The following is a 17,659-nucleotide window of genomic DNA, read 5'->3' on the forward strand; positions in this document are numbered from 1 at the left end:
GAGTGGTGTGACTCTAGAAAGCCCGGGCCGCTTGGACATCAGCCGAAAGTCACTTCGCCGCTCGCGCGGCCCGCTGTGCCGACGGCTCGCCGGCACAGCGCGACACGCCTCAGAAGGCGGCGCACTGGCCGCCTTGGGTCACCTCGAGGCAACCGGTCAGCTGCGGCTGCTGGCGCACCTTGCCCCATTCGGAGGCGAGCGGATCGGACGCGGCCTCGCTGCCCACGCTGTCACGGATGACGGACTGGGCCGTGCACACGAAGGGCAGCGCGAGGTTGCGACCGTACACGTCGGATCGGAACTCCGACAGGTAGGCCGAGCGAACGGTCTCGCGGCTGAAGTCGTTCAACAACCCGGATACCGGGCCGGGGCCCGGAGCCTGGCCTTGGGCCAGCGTGTAGGCCGCCCCGGTGTACTGGATCGCATAGCCGGTGGGCGAGGTGAGGCTGCCCTGGTCGATCGTGTAGGTGCCCGCGGGGCTGGTCGGCGTCGCGGTCGTCGTGAGCGCGCCCGTGAGGGCCGCGCCGGCCGTGTCGCCGTTGGCGAATCCGCTGACGTCGAACGAGAAGGCCGGTGGCGCCGACCCGGTCGAGCCGACACCCGGACGGGCCACCACGGTGAGCACGGGCCGCGTCGGGAACAACGCGTTGAGGCCGGTGGTCGGTGTCGCGATCCCGGACAGCGAGCAGTCCGGGAAGGTGCAGCCGTAGTAGTTGACGCGACCCGTGGTACCCCAGTCGACCACGGGCGCCCATGCCCGCACGGCCGCGCCGCTCAAGGTGGCCGCAGCATCGACCGCGACGCCGGTGCTGGAGACGAGGTCCAGTTGACCGGCAGCCATGCCGATGCCATGGGAGACCGAGACCGTGCCGTTGCTCGAGCGCAGGGTGGCCTGGCTGCTGCCGCTGCTGGCCGTGAGGGCCGGTGCGGCGTAGGAGCCGGTGGCGGCGTCGAAGCGCGCGGCGGGTGCCGCGGCCGTGCCGACTGACAGGTTGCCGTCCACGAGCAGCGACAGGTTGGCCGGACCGGCAAAGGAGACGTTGCCGCCGACGGTGTTCCCCGCGGCAGCGAGGTTCACGGTGGCGCCCCCGACGAGCGTCAGGTCGCCTGCGACGGCGAAGTTGCCCGACTGACTCACGTTGCCGGCCGTCAGGATCGCCAGGTTGCCGAGCTGCGCACCGCCACCGATCGACACGCCGCCGGAGCCCGCGCCCTGGTTCTGCAAGCTGAGCGAGACACCCTGCAGCCCGGCCAGTGCGCCGGCCTGGACATCGATGGCGCCTGCGTGGCTGCTGGAGCCGACGACGATGCCGCGCTCGGCCTGGAACGAAGCAGGGGCCAGCTGCCGCGGATCGATGACGAAGCCGCTGCTGCGGTCGACCCCGACCGTGATCGCCGCGTCGGTCCGTTCGACCAACTGTCCGTCAGCGGCCACGCCCACGGGCCGGAAGTTGATGGCACCGCTGGTGCGCACGCTGGCGGCAGCGGGATCCGCATCCAGCCCCAGAACCATGGCAAGACCATCGGCACTGATGGCGCCCAGGCTGACGTTGGCCAGGGTCGGAATGCCGGTGGAGGCGCCGGCGCGCACTTCGAGACCACCGGTGTCCAGGTCGCGGAACGCGATGCCGGCGCCAGCGCTGTTCGCCGCCTCGCCGGCGAGCTGGATGTTCCCGCCCGTGGTCCCTTCGGTGGTGATGCGCAGGTTGCTGTACTGCAGGCCCGTCGCGGCATTGCCGTCGAAGAGCACACCGCCATCGTCGCCCCGGCCGGCGAGCACGAGGTTGCCCGTGCCGAGGTTGATGGTGGTGCCCACCGCCTCCACGCCGATCGCCTGTGTGCCGGCACCCGTGGTTCGCGTCGCGACCCCGCGCACATCGATGTTGCCGCTGCCGCTTTGCAGTGTGCCGCCCTCGAGCAGCACACCGGAACCGGCGTCGGCCACCCCGCGCACCGTGATGTCGCCCGCGGTGACGAACGAGGCGCCGAGGCGCACGCCCGGGTCGACGCTGCCTGCCGTCGCGCGTCCGCGCAGCGTGACGCTGCCGTCGCCCGTCGCCGAGGTGGTGTCGACCGTCGTGTTGTCGAGCGTGACGGCGGCGAGCTGGCCGTTGCTGGCGGCCGAACCGCTGGCAGGGTCGAGGCCACCCGCCACCACGAGGTTGCCTCCGGCGGTCTGGATCCGTGAGCCACTCAGCAGGGCGGTGCCGGTTGCATTGCCGTCCAGGTCGGTAAACAGGTTGACGTTGATCGCCGCGCCATCGGCTGCCGTGATCGCGGCGCCGTCGAAGGTGATGGCGTCGTGGGCGCGCAGGGTCAAGGTGGTGGCCGCGCCCGCCACGGTGCGGCTGATGGTCGCGTTCGAGAAGGTGATGGTGCCGGCCTGGTTGCCGGAAGCCGCGGTGCCGGTCGTGATCTCGACGTTCGTGCCGCGGTCGAGGGCCGCGGAGATGTCGGCCGCCGCGATGCTGGCGCCTGGCGCGGTGGGTTCCCAGCGACCGTTCGTCGAGGTCGTGGCGCCGTTGGAGATCGTCACGTTGAACGGGTCGAGCGTCCAGGTTCCGGCCACCCCGCCGATGGCGCGCGCGCGCGCGTCCACCGATGCGGCAAGGCTGCCGAGGCTGATGTCCTCGAGGCTGGTGGTGAGGGCGCGGCCGGAGGTTTCGATGCGCCCGCCGTTGCCGCCGTCCACGCCGCCGCGCGCGCTGAGCGCACCGTAGATCTCGGTGACACCGTAGTTCACCCGCGCGACCGGCGCGGTGGATGCGTCCTCATAGGTGGCGAGGATCGCGATGCGGCCGCCGTTGCCCTGGCCGGTCGCATCAGCAGCCACCAGCACGTTGTTGCCCACGCTGGCCGAGCGCGTCTGGTTGCTGCCGAGCGTCACCGAACCACCGCCCGCCACGCCGCTGGCGTCGATGGCCGCAGCGCCGGTGACGGGGACGGCGGTCAGGATGCTGCGATCGTCCAGCGTGACGTTGCGCCCGAGGACCAGCACGTCGCCGCCGCGCTGTCCGGCGGCGGTGGATTCGACCGAAATGGCGCCGTCGCGGCCGAGCGTGGCGCTGCCGTTGTCGCCCGCGTCGATGCGGACGCTGCCGCCCGCGGCCACTTCGGACCCGGCGTTGACTTCACCGTCGATCGTGATGCCGTCGGCGCGCGCCACGCCGCCTGCGCTGCTGCCGATGACGATCGAGCCGCCATCGGCCCGCAGGGCCGAGCCGCCGGCCAGGACCAGGGTTCCGGTCGGGGCGGCCCCGGTCACCACCACGTCGATGAAGCCGCTGTCGCTGGCGAGCAGGACGACGTTGGCGGCCGTGCCCACGCTGGCGGCAATGCGACCCCGCACCGCCTCGACCAGGCCGTTGTGGGTGACACCCTGGTTGCCCACCAGCACGACCGAACCGCCGCCGGCCGGATCGGCCCGCAGCGTGGCGCCGGAGGAAACGACCAGGCCGCCGGTGCCGTTGCCCGCGAGCGCGATGCTCGGCGTGGCGGGATTGAGCAGCGCGGCGTACTGGTTGTCGAGCATCGAGGGGGCCAGGTCGAGCGTCGTGGCGACGAGCGAGCCGACGTTGACCTGCGCGCCCGCCCCGAAGGTGATGCCGGCCGGGTTCACGAGGAACACACGGCCATTTGAGCTGAGCTGCCCGTAGATCTCGCTGGCCGGTGCGTTGCCCGGCGTGACCCGGTTCACCAGCACGCTCTGCGCACCGGGCTGCACGATGTTGACCCGCGCCCCCGCGCCGATGCTGAAGCTCTGCCACTCGATGAGCCCGCGGGGGCCCGTCTGCGTGATGGTCATCACCGGGTTCGCCGCCGTCCCGGTCTGGGCGCCGATGCCGGCGTTGATGGGCGCGATGCCCCCGTTGATCACCGGCAACTGGTTGCTGGCCGGCTGGGCCTGCACGGGCGCCATCGCGCCGAAGGCCAGCGCGCAGGCCAGCGAGAGGGGCAGAAGTCGGGGCAGGGCCGGCGCGGCTTCGCTCGAAAGGTCGCAAGGGCGTGCCGCCGCGTGGGCGGAGGACGCCGACGTGCCGGAGCGCAGGGTCTTCTGGGCGCGGGTCATGGTGAAACTCCTAGAAGGAATGCTGGAGCTGCACGAGCAGCAGGCTGCGCCCGTTGGCGTCGCTGTCGGAAAGCACGGGTTCGCTGCCCCGCACGCCGAGGGTCGCCTTGAGCGTGAACAACTCGGGATTCGAGTACTGCACGCCCAGTCCTGCCCCGTGCAGCGTGCGGGTGTTGTCGCCGGGGCCGTCGGGCGCACGGCGCAGCCGGCCGTGGGCCGCGTCGTAGAAGGCGAAACTGCTCCAGTGGGGGTCGATCCACCAGCGGAGTTCGGTGTTCACGATCGCGCCCTGGTCGGAAGCACCTTCGGCTGCCGGATACGCGCGCACGCCCCGGGCGCCTCCCAGGGTGAGCTTCTCGGCGTTGTCCAGGTTCTGGCTGGCCCACTGTCCGGCCACGCCGGCAAAGAAGGAGAAGCGAGGTGTCAAGGCCTGGAGCCGCGTGAGCTGCAGGCTGGCCTTGGCGAAGGCGCCGAGGGCGCTGGTGTCGACTCCGGCGGGGTGGGTCGACGCGCTGCGCAGGCGGCCCAGCATCACCCCGGCGTTGCCGCCGTTGTAGCCGCCGCCGCCCCAGCGGTCACGCGACTCGAAGGACACCTGCACGGTGCCGGCGGTGATGCGCTTGTCGGAGGCCTCGACGAAGAACTCGTCATGCAGGGTCTTGTGTTCAAGGGCCACGCGGGCAATGACGTTGCGCTCGCGCGTGCGGACGAGCGGGTACGACAGCGAGGCGTCGACCACGTCGGCCGTACCCACCGCACCGTCGAACACCCCGGCCAGTTCGTAGTTCACGCGCGAGTAGCCGACGCCTGCCCGCAGGGGTGTCGGGCCGAGCGGCGCTTCGTAGGCCAGGCGGCCGACGAGGTTGCCGCTGCCTTCCGAGGCCACGACGCGCAGGTCGACGTTGTCACCGATGCCGGCCGGGTTGTTGAGCCGCAGCAGGGCGCCCACGCGGTACCGACCGCTGACCTTGGTGCCGTGGTTGTCGGCATCGACGCTGGCGTCCCAGGCGCGAGCCGACTCCGTGCGGACCGCCACGCTGTAGGCGTTCTCGTCGCCCGACGGCGTGAGCGTGGCCCGGGCCTTGACGCCGGGCCAGTCGTTCAAGGTGTACATGGCGCGGTCGAGTTGCTGAAGGTTGAGCGCTTCACCGGCGGCCACGCCATGGCGCGCGAGCACCCGACCCGCTCGTTCGTCGCTCACGGGCGCAGGATCGCCATGATCCACGAGCACGCGCGTGATGCGCGGCTCGGCGATCGCCACGTGCAGCACGCCGTCCGTGAGGGTCTGGCCGGGCAGCGCCACGCCCACGAGGCCGAACCCGCGCGCCTCGTAGCGCTGGCGCACGGCCTGGGTGAGCGACTCGAGCTCGGCGGGTCCGATCTCCCGTCCCAGGAACGGCGCCACGGCTTGCTGCAGTTCGACCTCGCTCACGGCCTGCGTGGCGGTGAAGGTCACTTTCGTGAGCGTGAACCTCATGGCGGCGGGCGCCGCCGAGGGCTGCGGGACGGGCTTCGATGCGTCCTGTGCGACGGCATGGCCGATGACGAGCGCGGCCGTGGCGGCCGCGCAGCGGGACAAGCGGAAGGTCATGCGTGCTCCATCAGCGGGAGGCGGGACGGGCCGCGGCCACCATCCGGCCGTTGCCGATCACGTTGAAGGGGGCCCAGAAGAACGGATGGGCAAAGCGCCGGTTGCGCTGCACCTCCAATTGGGCGTGCTGCATGCCGGTCATCAGGTCGCGGCCGGCCGCCAGGTCGGTGTAGAGCCGGCCCATCAGCAGGTCGGTGGACTCGTCGGCCACCGGCCACAGCGAGGCCACGATGCTGCTGGCCCCGGCCGAGAGCAGCGAGCGGGTGAAGCCGATGATCTCGTCGCCACGGGCAACCTTGCCCAGGCCGCTCTCGCAGGCCGAGAGCGTGATGAGGCCGACCGCTCGCAGGTCCAGCCCGTAGATGTCGCGTGCTTCCAGCAGGCCCGGATCCGTGGGCGTGGCGGCGAAGAGGATGCGCGAGAACATGGGATCCACCGCGTCGACCTCGGCATGCGCCGCCACGTGCAGGACGCTGGCGCGGCCGGCCCCTTCGCGGAAGCGGGCCCGCGTGGCGTCGTGCTGCACATAGACGTCGCTGCGATCGAACATGCCGGCCACGCGCCGCGCCTCGCGTTCCGCGCCTGGCAGCGGCACGTTGCGGTCGGTGCTGGGATTGCCGAAGGCGGCCAAGCTCACCTCCGCTGGCGCTGTGCGGGCCAGCAGGCCGGCGCCCACGGCGGCCGACGGCCACACCGCCATGGCCGTGCGCTCGATCAGGTAGCCGCGCCCGTCGTGCAGGGCCTGGAAGGGCAGGTAGTGGAGCGGGCCGTGCGGCACGATGTGAACGCGGCGAGGCAGCGGAGTCGACAGGCCCCCCAGCAGCTGGCGGTACAGGCCCTGCGCCAGCGTCGCCGTGTCGCGGCGGCGCTCGACGATGCTGGTGCGCAAGGTCTCCACCTGCGTGGCCAGGGCCGCCTCGCCTACCGCCAGGCGCATGCCCTGCACGCCCTGCCGGGTGATGAGCCAGACGATGCTGTGCTCATCCAGCACGTGGAACTGCAGCACGGCCTCGCCCTCGGGCAGCGCCGACTGCAGATCGGCCAGCGCGACGCGCTGGCCCGCGAACTGGTCGCTCGCGCGGCCGCGAACGGCGTCGAGCAGTTGTCGTGCGCGGGAGGCCTCGGACAACTCCCAGGCGGCGTTGAAGTCCCCGCTGTCCAGGCTGAGCGCGAGCGCGGCGTCGAACACCTGTTGCACGTCACTGAACAACCCGGTCTTGAACTCCTCGGACTGGAAGCGCCCGCGGAGCGACTCGGCCTGGCGCACGGTGTCGAGGTAGGCGGCCAGGGCCGTCGGCTTATCGCCTCGGAACAGCGCGACGCGGGCCACGCCTTCGCTGGACCACAAACGGTGGTACGCCGCATCGGCACCGGGGGCGGACCCGGCGGCCCTGAAGAGGGGAAGGGCCTGGTCCGGCTGGCCCGCCGCCAGCAGTGCGTTCGCCCGGCTGCGTCGGTGAAACGGTGCGAAGGCGTCGGCCTCTGCCGGGACGATGCGGTCCAGCAGCGCCTGGGCCTCCGCCGGCCGGCCGGCCCGGGTGGCCGTGTTGGCCATGGAGATGAGCACCAGCGGGCGGTAGCGCGCGCTGGCCAGGGCGAGGGCGCGCTCATACGCGGCGGCAGCCTCGTCGAAGCGCCCCCGCCGGCTGGCCACGTCGCCCAGCACCTTGTGCGCCGGGGCATGGGCCTGTTGCGGATCGTTGGCGGTCATGGCGAGGGCGCCCCGGGCATGACGTTCGGCTTCGTCCAGCAGGCCGGCGTAGCTGTAGGCGATGGCCAGGTCGCGCTGGGCCACCGCCTTCAGGTCGTCGTTGCCCTGCACGTTGCCCAGGTGCAGCGCCTTGCTGGCGGCCCGGATGCTCTGGCGGAACTCCCCTTGCTCGGCCAGGGCCAGGGCCGCGCCGCAGTAGGCGTAGCCGTCGAGCTTGATGACGTCGCGCTCGTAGAGGGCGCGCCCCTCGGCGCTCAGCGCGACGAGCGTCTCGGCGTCGCGCTGGCGAGCCAGTGCGTGGTCCATGACGGCGCTGCGCGGCGCGAGCGGGGAGGGGGATGCCGGCGTTTGCGCGCCTGCCGGGGTGAGCAGCGCCACCGTCGCGACCAGGCAGGCAGCGCGGCACAGCGCGTGAAGAGAAAGACGAGTCGATGCCACGGGGTGCCCTGTGCGATGGTGACCTCCGTCATCGTAGGAGGGCCGTCGGGCGGGTCCAAGTGACCAAGGTGACTGCGATCGAGCGCCGGAACACTCGCGCAGCGCAGGGTGCGTCAGGGAATGCCGCGCAGCACGGCGTGCAGGTCGCGCGTGCGCACCGGCTTGAACAGCACCCGATGCCCGCTTTCGTGTGCGCGCTTGACCTGTTCGGGCGAGGTGTCTCCGGTCATCAGCAGGGCGGGCAGGGGCGCACCATAGGCTTCGCGAACCCGCTCGATGGCGTGGATCCCGTCCTCCCGGTTGGCCAGGCGCAGGTCCGAGATGACCAGGTCGATGACGCCGGCATGGCGGCGCACCTCGGTGCAGGCTTCGGTGATGTTGCCCGCGGTGAGCACCTGGTAGCCCCAGGTTTCCAGCAACTCGCGCATGCCGGTCCGGATGCTCTCCTCGTCGTCGATGAGCAGTACCGTGTGGTCCTCGTCGATCGGCGCGGGCACGGTGTCGGCGCCCAGCACCACGCTTTCCATGTCGGCCATCTCGGTGGGCTTCATCAGGATCCGGAACACCGTGCCGCGCCCGGGTGTGGACCGGACTTCCAGGCTGTGGCCCATCAGCAGCACGAGACGCTTGACGATCGCGAGGCCCATGCCGAGGCCGCGTGAACGATCGCGGCCCGGGTTGGTGACCTGGTAGAACTCGTCGAACACGCGGGGCAGCTCGTCCTCGGCGATGCCGATGCCGGTGTCCCACACCTCGAGGCTCGTCTGGCCCGCGCGCTGCCGCACGACCACGACCACGCCGCCCTCGCGCGTGTAGCGCAGGGCGTTGTGGACGAGGTTGCTGAGCACCCGCTGCAGCAGCTGCGGGTCGCTGGTGACGATCTTGCCGTCGGCCTTGAAGCGCAGGCCCAGGCCCTTTTCCTCCGCCTGGCCGCTGCAGTGCATGTGCAGCACCCTGAACAGGTCGCGGATGGGAAAGGCCTGCAGGTTCGGCTGGATGACGCCGGCGTCGAGCTTGGAGATGTCGAGCATCGCGCTGAACGACTGTTCGAGCGCGTCGATCGCCCGAATCATGTTCGTCACCGTGGGTTGCAGCGCGGTGCCGTTGAGGTGCTTGTCGAGTGCGCCGGCGAAGAGCCCGAGCGCGTGCATGGGCTGGCGCAAGTCATGGCTGGCCGAGGCGAGGAAGCGGCTCTTCTCTCGGTCGGCCCGCTCCACCAGCACGACCTGCTGGCGCAAGGCACGCACGAGGGCGTCGTTGTCGAGCTTGGTCTGCAAGGCGGTGCGGAGCAGCCGGTGCATCGCGCTCGCGAAGAAACCGGTCATGGAGCCGAAGCCGAGCACCAGCACGGCGACGCTCGTCTGCACGACGCCGCCGTTGGCCAGCATCATCAGCACGAGCGGCAACAGCAGGGGCACGAGCCAGAGGTAGATCGCCGAATGCACGGCCGAGACCACGTGTGCGCCGATGCCTGCCATGCCGAGCAGGGTGACGGCCCAGGCGGTGATGACCATCAGGTTCGTCTCGTTCGCAAGCACGACCACGGCCGCCAGACCCCAGGCGGTGGCCGAGATGAACAAGGTGAGCTGGTAGCGGCGCAGCCAGCGGGCGGACTCCACCAGCGCCGCGCGCCCGCTCAGCTTGAAGGCACGCGCCACGGCCCACTGGAGGAGCTGGGCCGAATGCACGATCAGCGCCCAGCCGATGGCGTCGGTCTTTCCGGTGATGAACCAGTGGCCGGTCCAGAGCGCCAGTGCCAGCACGAAGCTGACGACCAGCTGCTGGTACGAGCGCATGAGCAGCCGTTCGAGCTGCGTGGAGCGCAGGCGGGCGCGCCGCCGGTCCAGCGCATCCTCCAGGGCAGCGTCCTGCGTCCGGCCGGATGCGGGCGGCGAGATGCTGAAGCTCACCGCGCGCTCAGCGGAAGAGACTGATGAGGTGCGAGCGCGACTTCACGTCCAGCGCCAGCAGGATCGTGGAAACGTAGTTCTTGATGGTGCCGAGCGACAGTCCGGTCGCGCTGCTGATCTCCTGGTTGGAGCAGCCCGACAGCACGAGTTCGAGGATTTCGAGGTGGCGCGGCCCGAGTTCGGCCACGCGGTCGTAGCGCGACGAGTTGGGGAATCGCGGGAAGCGCGCCGGGCTGCCGAGTTCGTGGCTGACCGGTTTGCCGAGCAGGCCGAGCACGACGTCCGACATGGCGCGGGCATCCTGTCCCTTGGTCACGTAGCCCACCGCGCCCAGCGCCCGCACATGGCCGATCACGAACTCGTCCTGCGTGCCGCTGATGACCGCCACCTTGGCCAGCGGAAAGGTCTCCACGAATTGCTTGAGCCCCTGCAAGCCCTTGCTGTCCGGCATGTTCAGGTCGAGCAGCACGAGCGCGATGTCGGGTTCGCGGCGGTAGATCTCGATCGCGTCGCCCAGGTTGCCGGCTTCGAGCAACTGCAGGCGGACGTGGGTGATCGACTGCAGGCTGGTGACGATGCCCACGCGCAGCAGGGCGTGGTCGTCGACGACGAGGACCTTGAGCGGCGCTTCGTCGCTCGACGGTGTGCCGGACGCACCAATGCCCGGCTGTCGTTCCGTCGAAGGGTCGGACGACGGGGCGGCAAGGGGAGGGCTGGTGGGAGTCATGGTGGGCAGTGGTCGATAAAGAGCGGCCCCGGGCGGGTGAGCCAGGCGAACGGACAGGGCCGCGCGGGGAAACTGCGATGGATCAAACTTCGGACGCCCGCGATCGTAAGCTCCCCGCAAGACTGTGGCGACCCGTGTTGTGGGGGATGCACACCCCTAAAAGTAGGGGGTGATCCTCCCGGGCTCAGCGTGCGCCTTGTCACGAGACGCTCACCGTGGCAGCCGCAAGTCTGACTATGATTCGGTCCGCAATCCCGAGGTTTCCATGCCTGCTCCCACTTCCCGTCGTCGATCCACCTGGACGCCGCGGCGCCGCCGTGGTGCCGCGATCCAGCTCATCCTGGGCGGCGGGTTGCTGATGGCGCTGCCATTCCTGCTGGGCGACTCAGCCGTCGGCCACGGGTTCGGCGCGCTGGCTCCGATCGGGTGGCTGATGCTCGTGGCTGGCGTCGTGCTGCCACTGTTCTTCCGCGAAGAGCGCAGTGCGCTCCTGACACCTCCACGCCGGGCGGTCCCGTTTCATCCGGACCCCGTGCCGCCGGGGCGGATGCAGGCCCCCTTGCTGCGGCGGCCGGCGGATGATCCGCTGGATCGGCCTGCACGGAAGCCCGTGGCGCCGCGGGAGTGACGTCACGAATTCCCCCGCTTCAGAAGACTGTCTGAAGCGGCCGTTCAATTCGCGCGACCTTGTCCTATCGAGGAGGTCGCCGCTGCGGCGTGGGGACGAGACGCAATGCGCCGAAGACCCCTCTGGCCGGCCGGCGGTTGTGGCGGCCACCCCGTCGCCGCCACGTTCTGCTTTAAGGTGAACTCATTCAGGAGTCCGACCATGCCCTTCGCCCCACACTGCCCACGCCGGCTTCTTCCGTTTCTGTGCGCCGCCGCGCTGATCGGCTGCGCTGGCAAGCAGCATCAGCCGCCAGCGGAAGATGCGCCCGACGCTGCCACGGTGGTGTTCAAGGGGTCGTCCGCCATGGGCCCGGCCGTGTACGCGCTCCAGTTCGATGCCAAGGGTTGTTTCCAAGGGCGTAGTGGGGTGCCCAGGGCTGGCTCGTCCCGCCCGATGCGTCTGGCTCCGGGCGAGGAGAAGTTCTTTGGTTTGGACACGGCGAGCGTGAACAACAAGATTTGCCGTATCGCGGTCTCCTTCGTCCCGGAGGCGAACGTGCAGTATCAGCTTGTCGACTTCAGGTCCTCGGGTGGTTTCGGCAAACCGGACTTCTGCGCGTTGGATGTCAAGCGCATTGACGCATCCGGCACAACGACGCACGTGCCTGCGCGGAGCTGGCGCATCGTTCAGAAGGGCATGGCCTGCCATCGGGCCGTGCCATGAACATCGCGCGGTCCGGTCTGCCTGCCTCCACAGCGGCTCGGGGAAGAGGAGCGGCACGGCCAGAGAGCCGCTCAAGACGCGTGCTGCGCATACCCATGTAGGCGCCATCATCGGCACTCGGCGACCGTGGACGGCAACGGCAGCCGTGCGATCTGGTCGTTGAAAGTTGATCGGGCGGGGGTCGGCAGGAGGTTGATCAGCGACGGATCGTCAGGCCGGCCGGGCCGGCCTCCATGCGGCCGATGACGGTCGCGTCTCCGAAACCTTCCTCGCGGAAGACCCCGAGCACGGCGTCGACGGTGTCGGGTGCGCAGCTCACGAGCAGGCCGCCGGACGTCTGGGGGTCGGTGACGAGCGAGCGGGCGGTGGCGGGCAGGTCATCGGCCAGGGTGATCTCGGCGCCGTAGCCGGCCCAGTTGCGGGCGGAGGCGCCCGTTACGATGCCGTCGTCGGCAAGGGCTTGAACGCCGGGCAGCAGGGGCACGCGATGCCAGTCGATCACCGCGGTGAGCCCGGCGCCGCGGGCCAGTTCGAGGCCGTGGCCGGCGAGACCGAAGCCGGTGACGTCGGTGAGGGCGTGCACGCCCGCCATGGCGCCGAAGCGGATGCCGGGGGTATTGAGCCGGGTGGTGACGTCCACCATGCGGGCATAGCCGGCATCATCGAGGCGGCCCTTCTTGAGGGCGGCCGAGAGAATGCCCACGCCCAGCGGCTTGCCGAGCACCAGCACGTCGCCGGCCCGGGCGGCGGCGTTGCGGCGCACGCGGTCCGGGTGGACGAGCCCCATGACGACCAAGCCGTAGATCGGTTCCACGGAATCGATGGTGTGGCCCCCGGCGATCGGGATGCCGGCCGCGCGGCAGACAGACTGGCCGCCTTCGATGATCCGGCCGATGACGTCCACCGGCAGCTGGTTCACCGGCATGGCCACGATGGCCAGCGCCATGATGGGTCGCCCGCCCATGGCGTAGACGTCGCTGATGGCGTTGGTGGCGGCGATGCGTCCGAAGTCGAACGGGTCGTCGACGATGGGCATGAAGAAGTCGGTCGTGGCGATGAGCGCCTGCTCGTCGTTCAGGCGATAGACCGCCGCGTCATCGGCCGTCTCGATGCCCACCATCAGCTCGGGCGGGATGAGCCCGGTGCCGCTGCGCTTGAGGATCTCGGAGAGCACGCCCGGGGCGATCTTGCAGCCGCAGCCGCCTCCGTGGGAGAAGCTCGTGAGGCGAAGCGGTGCGGGGGCGGAAGTCATGGCGTCGGCGGGGCAGGGCACGGGAAGACCGCCATTGTGTCAGCGGCGGCCAAAACGCAGGCATGATCTCGGGTTCTGTCGCATGCCCTTGCCCCTTCCCTTGCCCTTGCCCTCGCCATGAAGCCTTTCCTCCTCAAATCCATCCTTGCCTCCCTGCTGGTGGCCGTGTCGGCGCTGGCCTCGGCCCAGGTCCTGCGCGTGTCCGCCATCCCCGACGAGGCGCCGACCGAGCTGCAGCGCAAGTTCAAGCCCCTGGGCGACTACCTGAAGCAGGAAACCGGTCTCGAGGTGCAGTTCACCCCCGTGACCGACTACGCGGCCGTCGTGGAGGGCCTGGCGAACGAGAAGATCGACCTGGCGTGGCTGGGCGGCTTCACCTTCGTGCAGGCGAAGCTGCGCACCCAGGGCGGGGCCCAGCCCATCGTGCAGCGGGCTGAAGACGAGAAGTTCACCAGCCGCTTCATCGTGCCGGTGGCGAGCACGGCCCGCACCCTGCAGGACCTCAAGGGCAAGACCTTCGTGTTCGGCTCGCCCTCGTCGACCTCCGGTCACCTGATGCCGCGCTTCTTCCTCAACCAGGCGGGCATTCGGCCCGAGACGGACTTCAAGGCCGTGGCGTTCTCGGGCGCGCATGACGCCACCGTAGCCTTCGTCGCTTCGGGGCGCGCCGACGCCGGGGTGCTGAACGCCTCCGTGCTCGACAAGCTGACCGAAGCCAACAACCCCAATGCGGCGCGCGTGCGGGTGCTCTCGGTCACGCCGCCGTACTTCGATTACAACTGGACGGTGCGCCCCGGCCTGGACCCGGCGCTCGTCAAGAAGCTGACCGCAGCCTTCCTCAAGCTCGACCCGGCCAAGGCGGAGCACAAGGAAATCATGGCGCTGCAGCGGGCCAGCCGCTTCCTGCCGACGCAGGCCTCGAACTACGACGGCATCGAGTCGGCGGCGCGGGCCGCCGGCCTGATCAAGTGACTCGGCGGAGGCGCTCGGCGTGAGCCTCAGCTTCCGGGGACTGGGCCATGTCCATCCCAACGGGCATCGGGCCCTCGAGGCGGTCGATCTCTCGGTCGGTGCGGGCGAACAGGTCGCACTGATCGGGCCGTCCGGCGCGGGCAAGACGACGCTGCTCCGCATGGCGGCCGCATCTTTGCGGCCGACCGAGGGCGCCGTGCAGGTGCTGGGCGACGACCCGTGGCGGCTGTCAGCCGCTGCGCTGCGCCGCTTGCGCACCCGCATCGGGCTCGTGCACCAGACACCGCCCATTCCGCCGCGTCTCAGGGTGGTCACGGCGGTGCTGGCGGGGCGGCTCGGCCAGTGGTCGGCCGGCCGTGCGTTGCGTTCGCTGCTGTACCCGTCCGACATCGACGGGGCGCGGGAGGCGCTGGCCCGGCTCGACCTGGGCGATCGCCTCTTCGAGCGCTGCGATCGTCTCTCGGGCGGTCAGCTGCAGCGGGTCGCGGTGGCGCGGGTGCTTTACCAGCGACCTGACCTGCTGCTCGCCGACGAGCCGGTGTCTTCGCTCGACCCGACCAGCGCCGACCTGGTGGCCAGCCAGCTTCTCGCGCAAAGTCGCGCCACCGGGGCGACCTTGATGGCGTCGTTGCATGCGGTGGACCTGGCCCTCAAGTGGTTTCCGCGAGTGGTGGGGGTGCGGGATGGCGCGGTGCTGTTCGACGCGCCGGCCTCGGCGGTGACGCCGGCCATGCTGCAAGCGCTGTACGGCGGGGAAGGCGCGTCTGCCAGCGAGCCGCCGGCGGCCGGGCTCGGGCCTGCGGTGCCCGTCTCGATGTGCCGCTGAACGCAGGGTGAGCGATCGATGAGTGCCTCCCGCCTGGACGCCACGACCCGCCTGCGCGATCCGGCGGCGCGGCAGCGCGCCACGGCCGTGCTCGTGGCGGTCGTGCTGCTGTGGCCGCTGCTGCAGCTGTCGGAGTTCCAGCCGGCGCGCCTGCTGGACGCGGGCAACCTGCAGGTGATGGGCAGCTTCCTGGCGGGCTTCCTGCCGCCCGCGGTAAACGCGGAATTCCTCGCGCTCCTGATGCGCGCCACGGTCGAGACCCTTGCCATGGCAACGGCCGGCACGGCGCTCGCGTGGGTGCTCTCCCTGCCGTTCGCCTTTGCGATGACGCAGTCGCTGTCGGTGTCGCGGCTCGGGCCGGCGCGTGGAATGGCGGCGGGCCGGGCCGTGCGCGGGGCGGTGCGTGGCGTGCTCACGCTGCTGCGCGCCATTCCGGAGGTGGTGTGGGCGCTGGTGCTGGTGCGTGCGCTGGGCCTGGGCCCGGCCGCAGGCGTGCTCGCGCTGGCCGTCACCTATGCCGGCATGCTGGGGAAGGTGTATGCCGAGATCCTGGAGTCCGGCGATACCCGCAGCGCGCGGGCCTTGCTGGAGGCCGGCAGTGGCCGCCGGGCGGCCCTGCTGTACGGCCTGCTGCCCGGTGCGGCCCAGGAGCTGGTGTCGTACACCGTGTACCGGTGGGAATGCGCGGTGCGGGCCTCGGTGGTGATGGGCTTCGTCGGCGCAGGAGGGCTCGGGCAGCTGATGGACCAGTCGATGAAGATGCTCAACGGTGGCGAGGCCAGCGTGATCCTCGCCACCTTCCTCGTGCTCGTGCTGCTGGCCGATGCCCTCAGCGCGGGCTTGCGGCGGGTGCTCGCATGAACGGACCGCGCGCCACGACGTCCGCCCTCGCCGTGCCGCGGCATGCGGCCGGGTGGGCCGCCGCAGGCCTGGTGCTGCTGGCGGTGGTGGCGAGCTTCGCCTTTCTGGCGCTGGACCTGAGCGGACTGTTCTCCGCTCGCTCCATGCGTGCGATGGGCCGCTTCATCGGCGAGTTCCTGTCGCCTGACCTGAGCCGGGCCTTCGTTCAGCAGGCGGCGTGGGCGGCGCTGCAGACCTTCGCGGTGTCGGCGGTGGGCAGCTTGCTGGCCATGCTGGGCGGCATCGCGCTCGCAATTCCTGCGTCGGGCCGGTTGGGAGGCGCCGCGTTGCACTCGACCCGGTTGCTGTTGAACATGCTGCGCAGCGTGCCGGAGCTCGTGTGGGCGGCGCTGATGGTGCTGGCGGCGGGTCTCGGGCCCTTCGCGGGCGTGCTGGCCCTGGCGCTGCACACCACAGGGGTGCTGGGGCGCCTCTTCGCCGAGACGCTCGAGAACGCCCCGCCCGCGGCCGAGCTTGCCCTTCGGCAAGCCGGGAGCGGACGGCTTGCCGCCTTCTGCTATGGCACGCTGCCGCAGGTCGTGGCCCAGTGGACCGCCTACACGCTGTACCGCTGGGAGATGAACATCCGCATGGCCGCCGTGCTCGGTTTCGTCGGCGCGGGCGGGCTCGGGCAGATGCTGTACTACCACCTGTCGCTGTTCCAGCAGGCGCAGGCCGCCACCGTCGTGCTCGCCATGTTCGTGCTCGTCTTCGTGGTCGATGGCGCGAGCACCTGGCTGCGCCGCGGCCTGACCCCCGTTCACGGTTGACAATGCGTTTTTGCGAAAGAGTGATGCCCTGTGTCCACCCGACCCTACACCGTCGTCGACCTTCCGCAGTTCGACGCCATCATCGACGCCCGCACGCCGGCTGAGTTCGCACTCGATCACGTTCCCGGGGCGATCAACTGCCCGGTGCTGAGCAACGAGGAGCGCCACCTCGTGGGCACCACCTACGTCCAGGTGTCGGCCTTCGAGGCGCGCAAGATGGGCGGCGCCATGGTGGCGCGCAACATCGCCCGTCACCTGGACGAGTCCTTTTCCAGGCACGGCACGCAGTGGCGACCGATGGTCTATTGCTGGCGCGGCGGCATGCGCAGCGGCAGCTTCGTGAACGTGCTGCGCATGGTCGGCTGGGACGCCCAGCAGCTCAAGGGCGGCTACAAGGCGTGGCGTCACCATGTCGTCGACACCCTGCCCGCGCTCAGCACCGCGCTGTCGTGGCGGGTGCTGTGCGGCGCCACCGGCAGCGCCAAGACCCGCGTGCTGCACGCCATGGCCGAGGCGGGCGAACAGGTGCTCGATCTCGAAGGCCTGGCGGAACACCGCGGCTCGGTGCTGGGTGAGGTGCCGGGCGTGCCGCAGCCGGCGCAAAAGGCGTTCGAGACCCAGCTCTTCGCCGCCATGGCCGGGTTCGATCCGGCGCGGCCCGTGTGGGTGGAGGCGGAGAGTCGGCGCATCGGCCGCATCACCGTGCCCGAGTCGCTGAGCGATGCGATGCGGGCGAGCCCGCTCGTGGAGATCGTGGCCACGCCGCAGGCGCGGGTCGATCACCTCCTGCGCGACTACGACTGGCTCGTGCAGGATCCCGCCGCCCTGAGCCAGCGCCTCGGCTCGCTCAAGGGCCTGGTGCCCAACGCCGCATTGGCCCAGTGGCAGGCCTGGGCGCAGGCGGGTGACCTGGTGCCGCTGCTGTCGGCCTTGCTGAACGACCACTACGATCCGCTCTACAACCGATCGATGGGCCAGTACTGGGCCCAGATCGGGAATGTGAAGCGGGTAGGCGCGGACGACCTGTCGCCGGACGGGATCGTGGCGCTGGCCGAGCGGGTGGCGCGGCTGGCGTGAAGGCCGCTCAGCGGTCCAGCCGGACCCTGCGACCGTCGAGTTCGGCACGTCCGAGAGTCGGGTCGCTCCCCGGGCGGACGGGC

At 70.7% G+C, this 17,659-nt stretch carries 13 protein-coding genes; 7 read left to right on the forward strand and 6 right to left on the reverse strand.

Annotated elements, in window-relative coordinates:
- Positions 1-109: 109 nt before the first annotated feature.
- From ACSQ2F_RS07095 to ACSQ2F_RS07115, 5 genes are all read right to left on the reverse strand, one after another.
- The gene (locus ACSQ2F_RS07095) at positions 110-4,069 is read right to left on the reverse strand and encodes a beta strand repeat-containing protein (RefSeq protein WP_436021181.1); all 3,960 of its coding nucleotides are present in this window, start codon (positions 4,067-4,069) and stop codon (positions 110-112) included.
- Positions 4,070-4,079: 10 nt separating this feature from the next.
- On the reverse strand, positions 4,080-5,660 hold the full coding sequence (locus ACSQ2F_RS07100) for a ShlB/FhaC/HecB family hemolysin secretion/activation protein (protein WP_436021183.1): 1,581 nt from the start codon (positions 5,658-5,660) through the stop codon (positions 4,080-4,082).
- Between the two features lie 10 nt (positions 5,661-5,670).
- The gene (locus tag ACSQ2F_RS07105) at positions 5,671-7,809 is read right to left on the reverse strand and encodes a CHAT domain-containing protein (protein ID WP_436021185.1); all 2,139 of its coding nucleotides are present in this window, start codon (positions 7,807-7,809) and stop codon (positions 5,671-5,673) included.
- Positions 7,810-7,922: 113 nt separating this feature from the next.
- Positions 7,923-9,719, reverse strand: a complete 1,797-nt coding sequence (locus ACSQ2F_RS07110; RefSeq protein WP_436021187.1) for an ATP-binding response regulator — start codon at positions 9,717-9,719, stop codon at positions 7,923-7,925.
- A 7-nt stretch (positions 9,720-9,726) separates the two neighbouring features.
- Positions 9,727-10,446: a response regulator gene (locus tag ACSQ2F_RS07115; RefSeq protein ID WP_436021189.1), complete on the reverse strand. Its 720-nt coding sequence runs from the start codon at positions 10,444-10,446 to the stop codon at positions 9,727-9,729.
- A 265-nt stretch (positions 10,447-10,711) separates the two neighbouring features.
- On the opposite strand from ACSQ2F_RS07115, the gene ACSQ2F_RS07120 reads away from it, so the two are divergent.
- Positions 10,712-11,074 carry a hypothetical protein gene (locus ACSQ2F_RS07120; RefSeq protein ID WP_436021191.1) on the forward strand — a complete coding sequence of 121 codons (363 nt, stop codon included), beginning with the start codon at positions 10,712-10,714 and terminating at the stop codon, positions 11,072-11,074.
- A gap of 201 nt (positions 11,075-11,275) precedes the next feature.
- Positions 11,276-11,779, forward strand: coding sequence for a hypothetical protein (locus ACSQ2F_RS07125; protein WP_436021193.1), 504 nt, complete (start codon positions 11,276-11,278; stop codon positions 11,777-11,779).
- A 196-nt stretch (positions 11,780-11,975) separates the two neighbouring features.
- Here ACSQ2F_RS07125 and selD read toward each other — a convergent pair whose 3' ends face one another.
- Complete coding sequence (gene selD / locus ACSQ2F_RS07130; RefSeq protein WP_436021195.1) at positions 11,976-13,031, reverse strand: selenide, water dikinase SelD; 1,056 nt, start codon at positions 13,029-13,031, stop codon at positions 11,976-11,978.
- Between the two features lie 117 nt (positions 13,032-13,148).
- On the opposite strand from selD, the gene ACSQ2F_RS07135 reads away from it, so the two are divergent.
- Genes ACSQ2F_RS07135 through mnmH form a run of 5 tightly spaced genes read left to right on the forward strand, consistent with a single transcriptional unit; the run spans position 13,149 to position 17,576 of the window.
- Entirely contained in the window at positions 13,149-14,003 is an 855-nt protein-coding gene (locus ACSQ2F_RS07135; RefSeq protein WP_436021197.1) for a putative selenate ABC transporter substrate-binding protein, read from the forward strand.
- A 19-nt stretch (positions 14,004-14,022) separates the two neighbouring features.
- Positions 14,023-14,829, forward strand: coding sequence for a phosphonate ABC transporter ATP-binding protein (locus tag ACSQ2F_RS07140; RefSeq protein WP_436021199.1), 807 nt, complete (start codon positions 14,023-14,025; stop codon positions 14,827-14,829).
- 18 nt (positions 14,830-14,847) lie between these two features.
- Positions 14,848-15,690, forward strand: coding sequence for a PhnE/PtxC family ABC transporter permease (locus ACSQ2F_RS07145; protein WP_436021201.1), 843 nt, complete (start codon positions 14,848-14,850; stop codon positions 15,688-15,690).
- Positions 15,687-16,499 (forward strand): phosphonate ABC transporter, permease protein PhnE, encoded by an 813-nt coding sequence (gene phnE / locus ACSQ2F_RS07150; RefSeq protein WP_436021203.1) that lies wholly within the window; start codon positions 15,687-15,689, stop codon positions 16,497-16,499. The genes ACSQ2F_RS07145 and phnE overlap by 4 nt, the downstream gene beginning before the upstream one ends.
- 30 nt (positions 16,500-16,529) lie before the next feature.
- On the forward strand, positions 16,530-17,576 hold the full coding sequence (gene mnmH, locus ACSQ2F_RS07155; protein WP_436021205.1) for a tRNA 2-selenouridine(34) synthase MnmH: 1,047 nt from the start codon (positions 16,530-16,532) through the stop codon (positions 17,574-17,576).
- The last annotated feature ends 83 nt before the right edge of the window (positions 17,577-17,659 follow it).

Origin of the sequence: Rhizobacter sp. LjRoot28 (assembly GCF_964253025.1) — a bacterium.
Taxonomy (GTDB): Bacteria; Pseudomonadota; Gammaproteobacteria; order Burkholderiales; family Burkholderiaceae_C; genus Rhizobacter.

Excerpts from the sequence above, each read along its gene's own strand:
- ACSQ2F_RS07095 (WP_436021181.1), bottom strand. The coding sequence starts at position 4,069 with ATGACCCGCGCCCAGAAGACCCTGCGCTCCGGCACGTCGGCGTCCTCC.
- ACSQ2F_RS07100 (WP_436021183.1), bottom strand. The coding sequence starts at position 5,660 with ATGACCTTCCGCTTGTCCCGCTGCGCGGCCGCCACGGCCGCGCTCGTC.
- ACSQ2F_RS07115 (WP_436021189.1), bottom strand. The coding sequence starts at position 10,446 with ATGACTCCCACCAGCCCTCCCCTTGCCGCCCCGTCGTCCGACCCTTCG.
- ACSQ2F_RS07120 (WP_436021191.1), top strand. The coding sequence starts at position 10,712 with ATGCCTGCTCCCACTTCCCGTCGTCGATCCACCTGGACGCCGCGGCGC.
- ACSQ2F_RS07125 (WP_436021193.1), top strand. The coding sequence starts at position 11,276 with ATGCCCTTCGCCCCACACTGCCCACGCCGGCTTCTTCCGTTTCTGTGC.
- selD (WP_436021195.1), bottom strand. The coding sequence starts at position 13,031 with ATGACTTCCGCCCCCGCACCGCTTCGCCTCACGAGCTTCTCCCACGGA.
- ACSQ2F_RS07135 (WP_436021197.1), top strand. The coding sequence starts at position 13,149 with ATGAAGCCTTTCCTCCTCAAATCCATCCTTGCCTCCCTGCTGGTGGCC.
- ACSQ2F_RS07145 (WP_436021201.1), top strand. The coding sequence starts at position 14,848 with ATGAGTGCCTCCCGCCTGGACGCCACGACCCGCCTGCGCGATCCGGCG.
- phnE (WP_436021203.1), top strand. The coding sequence starts at position 15,687 with ATGAACGGACCGCGCGCCACGACGTCCGCCCTCGCCGTGCCGCGGCAT.